13 protein-coding genes and 1 pseudogene are annotated in these 11,901 nt (G+C 51.3%); 9 read left to right on the top strand and 5 right to left on the bottom strand.

From position 1 onward, the window contains the following. The first annotated feature begins 195 nt into the window (after positions 1–195). Positions 196–588, top strand: a complete 393-nt coding sequence (locus tag DPV68_RS13845) for a hypothetical protein (RefSeq protein ID WP_157964199.1) — start codon at positions 196–198, stop codon at positions 586–588. Between the two features lie 74 nt (positions 589–662). Continuing rightward, a complete protein-coding gene (locus DPV68_RS13840; RefSeq protein WP_114167368.1) occupies positions 663–1,130 on the top strand; it encodes an SRPBCC domain-containing protein in 468 nt (155 codons plus the stop codon). A gap of 52 nt (positions 1,131–1,182) precedes the next feature. On the opposite strand, the gene DPV68_RS14885 is transcribed toward DPV68_RS13840, so the two are convergent. From DPV68_RS14885 to cls, 3 genes are all read right to left on the bottom strand, one after another. Continuing rightward, positions 1,183–1,338, bottom strand: a complete 156-nt coding sequence (locus DPV68_RS14885) for a hypothetical protein (RefSeq protein WP_157964198.1) — start codon at positions 1,336–1,338, stop codon at positions 1,183–1,185. 143 nt (positions 1,339–1,481) lie between these two features. Further along, on the bottom strand, positions 1,482–2,363 hold the full coding sequence (locus DPV68_RS13835; protein ID WP_198662328.1) for a sensor domain-containing diguanylate cyclase: 882 nt from the start codon (positions 2,361–2,363) through the stop codon (positions 1,482–1,484). A 260-nt stretch (positions 2,364–2,623) separates the two neighbouring features. Beyond that, on the bottom strand, positions 2,624–4,081 hold the full coding sequence (gene cls, locus DPV68_RS13830; RefSeq protein ID WP_114167366.1) for a cardiolipin synthase: 1,458 nt from the start codon (positions 4,079–4,081) through the stop codon (positions 2,624–2,626). 95 nt (positions 4,082–4,176) lie between these two features. Here cls and DPV68_RS13825 point away from each other — a divergent pair, with 95 nt between their 5' ends. The 5 genes and pseudogenes from DPV68_RS13825 to DPV68_RS13810 all read left to right on the top strand — a co-directional run bounded on the left by DPV68_RS13825 (position 4,177) and on the right by DPV68_RS13810 (position 7,289). After that, entirely contained in the window at positions 4,177–4,602 is a 426-nt protein-coding gene (locus DPV68_RS13825; RefSeq protein ID WP_114167365.1) for an OsmC family protein, read from the top strand. 78 nt (positions 4,603–4,680) lie between these two features. Next, a complete protein-coding gene (locus DPV68_RS13820) occupies positions 4,681–5,169 on the top strand; it encodes a GNAT family N-acetyltransferase (RefSeq protein ID WP_114167364.1) in 489 nt (162 codons plus the stop codon). Between the two features lie 21 nt (positions 5,170–5,190). After that, a complete protein-coding gene (locus tag DPV68_RS15120; RefSeq protein WP_232819660.1) occupies positions 5,191–5,529 on the top strand; it encodes a Gfo/Idh/MocA family oxidoreductase in 339 nt (112 codons plus the stop codon). Between the two features lie 12 nt (positions 5,530–5,541). Continuing rightward, a pseudogene (locus DPV68_RS15115) lies at positions 5,542–6,018 on the top strand (Gfo/Idh/MocA family oxidoreductase); the annotation flags it as partial. Between the two features lie 227 nt (positions 6,019–6,245). Next, entirely contained in the window at positions 6,246–7,289 is a 1,044-nt protein-coding gene (locus DPV68_RS13810) for a lipid II:glycine glycyltransferase FemX (protein ID WP_157964197.1), read from the top strand. A gap of 44 nt (positions 7,290–7,333) precedes the next feature. Here the strand turns inward: DPV68_RS13810 and DPV68_RS13805 are convergent, their stop codons facing one another. Then, entirely contained in the window at positions 7,334–8,368 is a 1,035-nt protein-coding gene (locus DPV68_RS13805) for a PTS sugar transporter subunit IIC (protein WP_114167362.1), read from the bottom strand. 246 nt (positions 8,369–8,614) lie between these two features. Between DPV68_RS13805 and DPV68_RS13800 the strand changes: the two genes are divergently transcribed. Together DPV68_RS13800 and DPV68_RS15155 are read left to right on the top strand one after the other, a co-directional pair. Further along, positions 8,615–11,278: a cation-transporting P-type ATPase gene (locus DPV68_RS13800; protein ID WP_114167361.1), complete on the top strand. Its 2,664-nt coding sequence runs from the start codon at positions 8,615–8,617 to the stop codon at positions 11,276–11,278. 56 nt (positions 11,279–11,334) lie between these two features. Then, positions 11,335–11,469, top strand: coding sequence for a hypothetical protein (locus DPV68_RS15155; protein ID WP_034777478.1), 135 nt, complete (start codon positions 11,335–11,337; stop codon positions 11,467–11,469). A 69-nt stretch (positions 11,470–11,538) separates the two neighbouring features. Here the strand turns inward: DPV68_RS15155 and DPV68_RS13795 are convergent, their stop codons facing one another. Then, positions 11,539–11,811 carry a hypothetical protein gene (locus tag DPV68_RS13795; protein ID WP_232819658.1) on the bottom strand — a complete coding sequence of 91 codons (273 nt, stop codon included), beginning with the start codon at positions 11,809–11,811 and terminating at the stop codon, positions 11,539–11,541. Positions 11,812–11,901: the final 90 nt, after the last annotated feature.

Raw genomic sequence — 11,901 nt, 5'->3', positions numbered from 1 at the left:
CCCACGACTCTACTGTCGTGTCCTTTTTTTAGACTACACACAAAACAAAGGAACAGGCTAGGTGACTATGTGAACATCTATAGCATAACCAAATATCATCCTGAAACGAGAGGAAAAATTGACGAGTGGACGGAAATCACGGACATCCTCCGAACGTTTGACGGTGTCGTCTTCACGTTGGAGGAATATCTCCGCGTGGAATCGAATTACGTTGAAGCGATTGAGCGAATCATGGGTTATTTAGGAGTGAAGACATTGACTGTCTCCTATCTTGAACGACGTGATTATGCGTATCGCCCCTCTTCGAAAAGCGCGTTCAATGCGCTTTATCCGATCCAGTTGAGAGATCTTCGTAAAAAAGTGAGGCCAGGGAAGGCACTGTCACGAGACCAAATCCCGAACATGCTTCGACTCATGTTAAGGAATGCGCTTTACGCTGAGTTAGAGTCTAAAGTGAATGAGTCAGACGAAGAGTATAGGTTCAAAGTGTTCTTTGGATACGACTATATGATGGGCGTCCATTCGGTAATAGATTTATCCCCGCTTCGAGACGAATTGTTGCGCATGGATATGTATCTTGAGATTTGATTTGGCGAAGAAATTTAAAAGGAAGTTCCGCACGACTGACTGTACTGTAGCACGCGCTAAAGGAGTGATCCGATATGAATCGACGTATCGATACAGCCGTGGCATGGATTGAGGCAACTCCAGAACGGATCTATCAGGCATTTCTCAACTCTGATGAGCTCGTCGAGTGGCTTCCACCGAAAGGGATGTCGGCTCGTGCGACCGTGTTCGAGCCATGGGTCGGCGGCACGTATCAGCTCGTCCTCACGTATGAAGAAGCCGATCTTGTCTCCGGCAAAACGACGGACCGGACCGATGTGTCGACCGGACGCTTTTTGGACCTCGTCCCCGGTCTCAAGATTGTGCAGGTGGGTACATTCGAGTCAGCAGACCCGGCTTTTGCTGGTGAGATGATTCAGACGTGGTATTTGGAGACGCTCGATGGAGGGACGTGCGTCACAATCGTTTGTGAAAACGTGCCGCCGGGCATCCAGAAACAAGATCATGATGCCGGACTTCGCTCCACGCTCGACAATCTGGCCCGCTATTTGACCAACGATTGAGACCGTTTGTTCGCTTCTTGCGAACAGACGGTCTTTTTGTGTATGATGAGTGCTATTCAATCATACGCCCGTTGCATCGTTTGACGGTCGGACTGAACGAATTCAAGCGGGTGATTTGACTGAAGACATCATCGTCGAGTCGAATGACGAAGTGGGGCGTATCGTTGCCAAGTTCAACGGGGATGAACCGTTCGCTACGCACCATCATCTAAAGTCTCGACTAATTAATCGGACAAGTCGCTTCTCGCCATAAAAAACACTCCCCAATAGAATAAACAGATTTGTTATTTCATCTGTCTACCTATTGGGGAGCATATCACAGCGCATCCTCTTTTTGTGTTTACCCTTCGATTAACGCTTACTTGACACTTGGTTCCGGCCGCGATTCTTGGCGACGTAAAGCGCCTCATCGGCATCTTGGAGCGCTTGTTCGACCGTCTTCCCACCTTCGAGCGAACTGACGCCAAATGAACAAGTGACGCGGGGGACGGGACCGAACGGCTCGGCGTTAATCTTTTGCCGGAGCTTATCAGCGAGCTGGACGCCATCGGCGAGCGTCGACTGCGGTGCGACAATTAAAAACTCTTCGCCGCCCCAACGTCCGATCGAATCCGACTTGCGGATGTTGCGCCTGAGCAGTTGGGCGATTGAGCGCAAGACGAGGTCACCGGTCGGGTGGCCGAACGTGTCATTGACAAGTTTGAAATAATCGATGTCGAGCATGATGATAGCCGCGGGTGCCCGCTTGTCGACCGTCTCTTGGGCTGTCGTCGACAAGACATCACCGACTTTCTTTCGGTTGTACAGCTCCGTCAATGGATCGAGCGACGACAAATGTTCCATCCGCTCTTCATAGCGCCGCTGTTCGGTTGCATCTTCTAAAATGCCGACTCCGCCATCGAGTTGTCCGTCCACTGAAAAACTCGGAGACATCGTTGTCCGGATGAAGCGAGGCTGTCCACTCGGCGCTTTATACCAGCCGGCCATCCTGATTGTTTCACCGTTCAAGACGTCTCGGGTGGCACCTAAAAAGTCGAACGAGGAAGAAGTGCATCGCTCAAACGACAAATTCGAGGTCGGCAAGATACCGAGCAAATCGACAAATGCTTCATTGTAGCTGACGATTTGACCTTGGCGATTGAAAGCGAACAGGCCAATCGGGAGCTGGTCCCATGAGGAAGGATCGGGTTTCGTAGTGTGCGTGTCGTGATGAGTCCGTTCTTGATCAGCCATTGTATGACATATGCGTGAACGCATACTTCCTCCTTTCCTAGCCGTAGCGGTAGTGTAGGACGTTCGTACTGATACTTTATACCCTAAATTGGGAAGGAAGTAGCGATTATTCTTTTAAAAGCTAACAAAATTTAGAATATGACGAGAAATCGTCACAGTTTGATGTGAGCATATAGCTTTTGACTTTCGAACATACAACTACCCCATCCCTTCGGCAATTTTAGCCGAGCGGATAGGGCAGTTAGTAGCATAATTAGAACTTATAAAATCGGACTGAGCAATCGTGACACGCCTTCGCGCATTCGTACGGTCCATTTCCGGGTTGAATAATCGTCGGCCGTATACTTTCGGCTGACGGCGACATCTGACTCGAACAGTGACGCGAGTTCGAGCGCTACCCGCTGATCATAGATGATGGCGTTCACTTCAAAATTCAATCGGAAGCTGCGGGCATCCAAGTTCGTCGTCCCGACGGTCGCAATCTCATCATCGACGACGAGCGTCTTGGCGTGCAAAAACCCTTGCCCGTACATATAGACGTTCGCCCCGTAATCGAGCAATTCACCGAGGAACGATAGCGACGCCCACATGACAAACGGGTGGTCGGGCTTCCCTGGAATCATGATGTCCATCTTGACCCCGGACAAGAGCGCCATCTTACAGGCGTCCATGAAACTCGTGTCTGGGATGAAGTAAGGCGTTTGGATAATGACGCGATGCTTCGCCGACATAATCATCTTGATCATCATGTTTTTCAAATGTTCCGTGTCCGAGTTCGGACCGCTCGTCACGATTTGCATCGGCGATTTGTCTTTGATATCGTGGCGCGCGAAACAGAACGAGTTTTCCGGGTCGTGATGCTTGCTGCCGGAGTAATTCCAATCGAGAATGAACCGGTGTTGCAGATGGTAGACGACGTCCCCTTCGACCCGGAGGTGCGTATCGCGCCAGTAGCCGAACTTTTCGACGAGGCCGAGGTATTCGGTCCCGACGTTGAAGCCGCCGACGTAGCCAATTTTCCCGTCGATGATGACGACCTTCCGGTGATTTCGGTTGTTCAATTTAAAGTTAATCAATCCGAGCGTCGGTGGGAAAAAGATGCGGACCTCGCCGTCATGTGCGATCAGCTCTTTAAAGTCGGAGTCACGGAGACTTCGCGACCCGACCGCATCATATAACAGCCGGACTTTGACGCCTGCCTTGGCACGTTCGATCAGTTCATGGATGAGCGCCTTGCCGAGCGCGTCTCGTTGAATGATGTAGTATTGAATGTTGATTTCGCTCTCGGCACTCCGAATATCGTCCATGAGCGCTTTGAACTTCTGTTCCCCGTCGTGCATGATGGCGGATTTATTGTGTACGCTGATGAGCGACTTCGACGAACGTAAATTCATTTCGAGCAATTGCTCGTATTTCTCGAACACAGGTAAGGCCAAGGCGGTCTCTTTCCGGCGAATCTGTTCGATTTGACTTTCGACTTGTAGCGCGTGAAACGAGCGCTCTTCGACACTCAAGTTAAAGAAATTGTCCTTCTTCAACTGACGGCCAAGGAAGAGATAGATGATGAATCCGAGAATCGGCAAGAAGAACAAGACGAGAAGCCATGCCCACGTTGCCCCGACATCGCGACGCTCCGCGAAGATGACGGCTAAAACGAACAATAAATTCAATCCGAGGATGATATACAGTCCCCAACTAATAATGACCGACCATTCCATGTGACCAACTCCTAAACGACGATTTCTATGTATTAGATTAATAATACCTCATTCTAGGGAATAGTAAGCTACTGAAACATAAGGAGGAGACAAACATGCATTTACAATTGAATTGGAAACAAGGGATGGCGTTCCAGACGACGACACCGTCCGGGCATGACGTGACGCTCGACGCCGGGGAGGATGTCGGTGGTCTTAATACAGGTCCGCGTCCGACCGAGATGCTCCTGCAGGCGACGGCCGCCTGTACGGGAATCGATATCGTCTCGATTCTGCATAAGATGCGCTTGCCACTCGAGCGGTTCGAGATGAAGATCGACGGCGTCCGGGCGACGGAACATCCGAAGAAGTTCACGGCGATCCATATTTTATACATCCTTGATGGGGATATGCCTGAAGAACGGGTCCGTCACGCCATCGAGTTGTCCGTCGATCGCTATTGCTCCGTATCGCACAGCCTGAACGCGATGATGACATACAGTTACCAATTGAACGGCGGCGATGTCATTCCGTTCAAGTGAGTGAGCAGGATGGTTGAAAAGAGTCGAAACAGTCCGTTATATTTGTATTTCAAATACTGCAATACAAAGGAGGACGTTATGATTCGACTCGCGACGAAACGCGATGCCACACACATCGCGGACCTAATCGAACAACGAGCCGTAGCGCTAAAACAACAAGGTAGCGATCAATGGGCGGAATACTTGGAGCAAGACCTTATCGACCGAGTGCAGACGGACATCAACTCGGGATACGTGTATGTGTATGAGCAAGAGGAATCGGTATTGGCCTCGATCGCCTTACTTCCGGCAGATGACTGGGATCACAATTTATGGGAAGATGGCGAGCGCGGTCAATATATTCATCGAATCGTTGTTAGTGAGCGGTTGAAAGGGCGAGGCGTCGGCCAGCAACTGATGGAGCACGTCTTACGTGAAGCCGACACACAGGAGCCGGTCCGGCTTGATTGTGTGGCTGATAATGATTTTTTGAACAGTTATTATCCACGGTTTGGCTTCGTCTTCGTGGATTCACGGGACGGCTATAACACGTTTGAATACAGCATGGATGAGAGTGTCAGTGCATAAGCAACGTTAGATGAGGCTCTCGTGGCTGAGGCAACCTTGTTCATCGTCACGACGCCTTCACATCTACATAAAGACATGGTCGAACGATGCCTGATTGCAGGGAAAGACGTTCTCGTCGAGAAGCCCGCGTTCTTGACGACGGAGGAAGGGGAGGCGTTAATCCAACTCGAACAGGCAAGTGACGGTATCGTTAACGTCTTCCATAATCGACGTGCGGACGGTGATTTTTTATCCGTTAAACGACTGCTCGAGGAAAAACGACTCGGGGATTGGAAAGTGATCGAGTCACGGTTCGACCGGTTCCGTCCGATTGTCCGGGATCGGTGGCGCGAGAATGCTGGACCTGGGGCAGGAATATAGTATGACCTCGGCAGCCATTTAATCGATCAAGCGCTCGTCTTGTTCGGGGCGCCGGATAAGGTATCGGCCGATGTCATGGTTCAACGTGACGAGGGGCAGTCCGATGATGGGTTCCATCTGACGCTGCATTATGGAGAGAAGCGGGTGTATCTCAGGTCGAATCCGTTCATCGCTATCGAGGCGCCGCGGTTTGAAGTTCACGGGACGGAAGGCAGCTTCCTTAAATTCGGGCTCGACCCGCAAGAGGCGTGTCTCCGAAACGGAGAAGTGAGATGCCCTGACCGCGAGACCGGAATAATCGTCACGGATGTTGAATCGACGATCGACATCGAATGGGGCGGCTATTTGTCGTTCTATCAAGCACTGGCGGATAGTTATGCGACACGAAGACCGCTCGTCCCGCTTCACGAAGCGCTTTTGACGACGAGAGTCATCGAAACTGCTCGTGAAGCATCACGGCTACAACGTGTCCTCGACTTCAAAGCATAACGATGGACGACCTGCCATGCCGGCATGGTCGTCCTTTTTAAAATCTAAAAGAAATCGCTATGATTTTATCGTGAATCAACAAACTCGCTTCATGTTTGTTAACAACAAAAAGCTAGCCGCCTCTTTCAAATAGTCAGCTTCGAATGGGAACAGGACATAGGAAACGACTCCAGACTGTCCAGTCACACGTCAAGTCATGCTGACTTATAGGAAGAGGGGAACAGATGATGCTCAATCAGATTGTGAAAAATCGATGGGAATGGGAGAACTGGTTGCGAGAGGTCAGTTGTGATTCATACGATCATTACGATTATGTATTGGCCAACTGTGAACCGGGCGAGCAGCCTGAGTTGTATATTGCGGCCAAAGAGGACGGTATTTTGCTGTATCCATACATCCGTCGTCCGATCGCGCATCGTCATGATGACCTCGTCACGGCTTACGGCTATGGCGGCCCATTCCGTGAAGGCAACTTCACAAATGACGACGTCAGAGAGGCGCGCCGACTCTTTCTAAAGCGTCCTGAGAATCAAGCGACCGTCACCGAGACGATTCGGTACCACCCTTGTCGCGTCGATTCGGATTTGATGCAAGCCTTCGGTCAATCTGTTCCGATTCGTCAGACAGTCCATGTTCGACTTGATGACTCGTTCGAACAGCTCGAGCAGCGTTTCAGCAAGATGACGAAACGGAACGTGAAACGGGCCGTACGCGAACAAGTGACGGTCGTGCATGGAAAGGCTCATGACCTGTGTGAGTTCATTCGATTGTATCGCGCCACGATGGATCGGCGAGCTGCAAACGAGGTGTACTATTTCTCGGACCGATACTTCGAGGACCTGTGGAACAGCCAGACATGCGAAACGGAGCTGCTATTCGCTGTCCATGACAACGTCATGATAGCGGGCGTGTTCATGTTGTTTGGCGATGATGGCGCCCATTATCATCTTGGTGGTTCGGATGCGAACTATTTGACGCTGCGACCGAATCATATCTTGTTCCGCGAGATGATTCGTCGCGCCGTTGAGAAGGGGAAGGCATACGTGCATCTCGGTGGCGGGGCGACCGGGGAAGACGCGCTCTACGACTTCAAGCAGAGTTTTTCGGGTGACGAACCGCTCACATATTACATCGGTCAAGCCGTGCTCGACGAGACGGTCTATCATCGGTTGAACCAAGACCATATGCTCCGCCACGGGTCATCTGATTTCTTTCCGCTCTATCGGACACCTGTCGCAGAGACGGTTGCCGAGGTGCAAGCGGAACGATAACAAAAAGGTTCTCACTCCATTTTCTTGAGTGAGAACCTTTTGTATCAGGCCGCGTCTTCGTCGGAAGTGGCCATTTTTTCGGTTTGGCGTTTGATTGGAAAATTACGGAACAGGTTACTGCCGACGAATCCAGCGCCGATGCCGACGCCGAACAAGATGAGCGCCGTGACGGTAACGGTCTGCCAATCATTGAAGCCGTACATAACGAGCAATCCTGGAATCCCAGCAGCAGAACCGGGCGCGTCGTTCACCATGCCGGTCATCGCGACAATGAGTCCGGCGATGGCGCCACCGACGAAGTTGACGCTGTAGATTGGGATTGGGTTCGCAGAGATGAGATCGGCTTGCGTGAGCGGTTCAATCGCGACCGATAGTTGGTCTTTCTTTGTCCCGATGTTCAACCGCTTGAACAGCAAGAAGTTCATCGAGATTGACGCCGTCAATGCGAGAGCGGCGATGGCCATCGGCACACCTGTCAAACCGAGCATCGCCGTGAGTGCCATCGAGCTGAGAGGCGACGTCGAGACGACCGTGACGATGCCGCCAAGAACAAGACCCATCACAACAGGGTTTTGGGTCGCAGCCAGTTCGATGACCGCACCGATTTGGGTCAGCGTGTTCGTGACGAGCGGATCGACCCAGGTCGCGACCAGACGGGCAAGCGGAGCCATGACAATGACATAGAAAATCATGTCAACACCTGCCGGCAAATGGCGCTCTAGTTTCCGGCCGGCGAGCGCGAGGATGTAGCCAGCGAAAAAGCCAGGAAGAATCCCAAAGCCCGCGACCGATAGTCCGAGCATGAGTGCGTAGACTGGATTGATGCCGAGGGCAATCGAAACGAGCGCGGCTGCAGCCGGACCTGATAATGAACCGGCTGCCTGTCCGACTTCTTCATATAAAGAAAGCGGGAGCAAGCCGCCGATAGCGTAAGCGTTGAACGCCTCGACCAGGAAACTGGCGATGGCAGCACCGGCCAAGGCGCCCATTGCTTTCATCCCAAACGGGGCTTTATAGCTGAATAACGTGAACAAGACAAGAATCAATAGTAAAAGTCCGATTCCTTGAATAATAACCATACGTATACCTCTTTCTCTCTGTTCGATATTTCCTCTATAGTTAACCATTAGAAAGGTTCTGTAAAGCCATTTCATCCAACTGACAAAACTTTTTCTCGTGGTAGCGTTTCCATCTTAAAATTGGAAAATTGTGAACGACACGTTTGGAAAAATCGTGAAATAACGGGCTCATATGTGTTAGAGAGGGCATGAGTGGGAACAGAAAGGGGAAAGACTTTTCATATAGGAATTCAAGGAGGAGTAGAGATGCAGATGGAGAACAAAAATTGGCACGCTCTCGAACCGGATGCGGTAAAGAGTTCGCTTGAGACAGACACATCCAGCGGTCTGTCAAAAGGGGAAGTGTCAAGTCGGCAGGAGCAGTACGGAAAAAACGTGCTGCCCGAGAAAGAGAAGACACCTGAAATCGTAAAATTTTTGCGTCAATTCAATGATATTCTCGTCTTCGTCTTACTTGGCGCCGCTGTCGTCACCGGTTTTTTAGGGGAGTACATCGATACGATTGTCATCGTGCTCGTCGTCACGATTATCGCGGTCGTCGGTTATCTTCAAGAGAACAAGGCCGAGCAAGCGTTAGAAGGGATTAAGAAGTTACTCGAGACGAAGGCGAGCGTCATCCGTGACGGCAAGCAAATCCAAGTCGACTCGAGTGACCTCGTCGTCGGCGATATCTTAGTCCTTGCCGCCGGTGATAAAGTGCCGGCTGATGCCCGTGTCATCCAAGCCGAGAAGTTCAAAGTCGAGGAATCGGCGTTGACGGGTGAAGCGACGACGGTCGAGAAGAAGATTCAAGTCGTCCCAGAAGATGCCGTCCTCGGCGATCGGAAAAACATGATTTATTCTGGTACGAGCGTCGCGACGGGAAGCGCGAAAGCGATCGTCACGTCAATCGGGGAAGGGACGGAACTCGGTCAAATCAACGCCTCAATTGCTGAAGTTGAGACGGTGAAGACGCCACTCATCCGACAGACGACGAAGTTTGGACAGACGGTATCCATCGCCATCCTCGTCATCTCGGTCGTCATTTATGCGTTCGGCTATTTCGTCCGTGATTTCGATCCGATTGAGTTGATGCTGACGACGATTGGCCTCGCCGTCGCTGCGATCCCAGAAGGGTTGCCGGCTGTCATCTCGATTATCCTCGCGCTCGGCGTCCGGAACATGGCCGAGAAGAAAGCGATCGTCCGTAGCTTGCCGTCGGTCGAGACGCTCGGTGCCGTATCGGTCATCTGTACCGATAAGACCGGGACGTTGACGAAAAACGAGATGACCGTCAAACAAGTCGTTACGGCCAGACATGACATTGAAGTGTCTGGAAGCGGATACGCCCCGGACGGTGACTTGGAACTGAACGGACAACCGTTCGATTTAGATGATGATGAGTCGATGATCGATCTTCTCACGGTCGGAAAAACATGTAACGACGCCCAACTGTATGAAGAGGGCGGAGAATGGGTCGTCAACGGCGACCCGACGGAAGCGTGTTTGCTCACGCTCGCTGAAAAAGCGGAGCGGCCGATCGAGCGCTTAAACGTCATCTCGAAGATCCCATTCGATTCGGAATACAAATACATGGCGACGCTCGTCGACTATAAAGGTGAACGGATGATTTTCATTAAAGGAGCACCGGACCGCCTGTTCGATATGGCGGAAGACACAAAGTTCGACCGTGGCTATTGGGATGAGAAGCGTAAAGAGATCGCTGACCGCGGCCAACGCGTCCTCGGAGGCGGCTTTAAGCGCGTCGACGCTTCGAAAGAGACGGTCGACCACGAAGACGTCGAGAACGGTATCACGTTCCTCGGTCTCTATGGCATTGTCGACCCGCCGCGCCAAGAAGCGATTGAAGCGGTCGCGGCTTGTCGCGACGCGGGGATTCGCATCAAGATGATCACCGGTGACCATAAGGATACAGCGGTCGCCATCGCTCGAGAACTCGGTATGGAAGTCGAAGGCGCCCTCGAAGGGAAAGAATTGACGAACATGTCCGATGAAGAAATCAAAGAGGCGTCGGTCCATAACGACGTCTTCGCCCGGACGAGTCCGAACGATAAACTCCGTCTCGTCAAAGGGTTGCAACAAAACGGTTTAATCACGTCGATGACCGGAGACGGCGTCAACGATGCACCGGCCTTGAAACGGGCCGACATCGGTGTCGCGATGGGGATCAAAGGAACGGAAGTCGCAAAAGAGGCCTCGCAGATGGTACTCGTCGACGATAACTTCAAGACGATTTATAACGCCGTTCGTGAAGGCCGTCGCGTTTACGATAACTTGAAGAAGACGATTTTGTTCTTGCTCCCGACAAATGGTGGACAAGCACTCCTCGTCGCGATGAGTATCTTGCTCGGCGCAGCGGCGCCACTCAGCCCGGTCCAAATCCTCTGGGTCAACATGGTCGTCGCGATCACGCTCTCGCTTGCCATCGCCTTTGAGCCGCTCGAAGAGAGCACGATGAAACGGCCGCCGCGTCCAGCGAATGTACCGCTCCTCAGTCGGTATTACGTCTTCCGCATCACGTTCGTCTCAATCTTGATTGGGGGCGGAAGTTTGCTTATCAATTATATGCTCAGCGATTTCGACTACTCGACCGATAAGTTGCAGACGATCACGCTCAATACGATTGTCATGGCGCAGCTGTTCCACTTGTTCAACTGTCGGACTGAGCTCGCACCGGCGTTCAACCGTCACTTTTTTGACAACAAGATCGCCTTCGTCGTGTCGGCGCTCTTAATCGGGTTGCAACTGTTCATTACGTACGTCCCGTTCATGCATACGTTGTTCGGCACGGCAGCGCTTGAACTGCAAGACTGGATTTATCCGGTCGTCTTCGGTCTCGTCGTCTTCGTCATCGTTGAGATTGAGAAAGCGATTTCGCGTCGCGTCATCGGCAACAAAGACATACACTGATGTTTTGATTAGTGCTTAATGTGGAAATAGTCCATTATGCAGAGGAGGGATGCTCAATGAAACGTGATGAATCACAACCGGGGGTTCACCCGGACCCGGTACCGGACGAAGAATCAAACCCGGCGACGAAACCAGCTCCGACGCAACATCCGGACCCGGCACCTGAAGAAGACGACAAAGAATCAAAATAATGACGACTCCAATTGAGGAGTTCCCACGAAAAAAGCTTTCCGACATTGATCGGAAAGCTTTTTTGAACATTATTTTTTTGATGCCGGGGTCCGGAACTCGTTCAATTTATCGAACTCTTTCTCATTGAAATATTCGACGATGACGAAATCACCGACCGGGCATTCCCAACGGTCTTTCGCCACTTGACATTCTTTAAGTGTCACGTTCTGGTCGTACATATCAAGTTCGAGCGTATCCTTCAAAAACTGATCGACTTGCTTGTCGTGGATCTTGAAATATTCGCTCAAGATGATGTCTTCGCCTTTATCGTTTGTATGCGTCATCACTTTAAAAAATCTCATTGGTGTACCTTCTTTCGTCTGTAAGCTGAATTCTCAGTATAAAGGAGCTGACCCGATTTGGGAACTGTCATCCTGATTCCCATTAGAAAA

The organism is Exiguobacterium sp. TNDT2 (assembly GCF_003331145.1).
GTDB lineage: Bacteria > Bacillota > Bacilli > Exiguobacteriales > Exiguobacteriaceae > Exiguobacterium.
Note: the sequence above shows the minus strand (reverse complement) of the source record. Positions and strands in the feature narration are given on the sequence as shown.

What these genes read in the sequence shown, in the direction of transcription:
- DPV68_RS13805 (WP_114167362.1), bottom strand. Translation starts at nt 8,368, where the DNA reads ATGGTTATTATTCAAGGAATCGGACTTTTACTATTGATTCTTGTCTTG.
- DPV68_RS13800 (WP_114167361.1), top strand. Translation starts at nt 8,615, where the DNA reads ATGCAGATGGAGAACAAAAATTGGCACGCTCTCGAACCGGATGCGGTA.
- DPV68_RS14885 (WP_157964198.1), bottom strand. Translation starts at nt 1,338, where the DNA reads ATGATGGTGCGTAGCGAACGGTTCATCCCCGTTGAACTTGGCAACGAT.
- DPV68_RS13835 (WP_198662328.1), bottom strand. Translation starts at nt 2,363, where the DNA reads ATGGCTGATCAAGAACGGACTCATCACGACACGCACACTACGAAACCC.
- DPV68_RS13840 (WP_114167368.1), top strand. Translation starts at nt 663, where the DNA reads ATGAATCGACGTATCGATACAGCCGTGGCATGGATTGAGGCAACTCCA.
- DPV68_RS13810 (WP_157964197.1), top strand. Translation starts at nt 6,246, where the DNA reads ATGCTCAATCAGATTGTGAAAAATCGATGGGAATGGGAGAACTGGTTG.
- DPV68_RS13825 (WP_114167365.1), top strand. Translation starts at nt 4,177, where the DNA reads ATGCATTTACAATTGAATTGGAAACAAGGGATGGCGTTCCAGACGACG.
- DPV68_RS13795 (WP_232819658.1), bottom strand. Translation starts at nt 11,811, where the DNA reads ATGAGATTTTTTAAAGTGATGACGCATACAAACGATAAAGGCGAAGAC.
- DPV68_RS13820 (WP_114167364.1), top strand. Translation starts at nt 4,681, where the DNA reads ATGATTCGACTCGCGACGAAACGCGATGCCACACACATCGCGGACCTA.
- DPV68_RS15155 (WP_034777478.1), top strand. Translation starts at nt 11,335, where the DNA reads ATGAAACGTGATGAATCACAACCGGGGGTTCACCCGGACCCGGTACCG.
- cls (WP_114167366.1), bottom strand. Translation starts at nt 4,081, where the DNA reads ATGGAATGGTCGGTCATTATTAGTTGGGGACTGTATATCATCCTCGGA.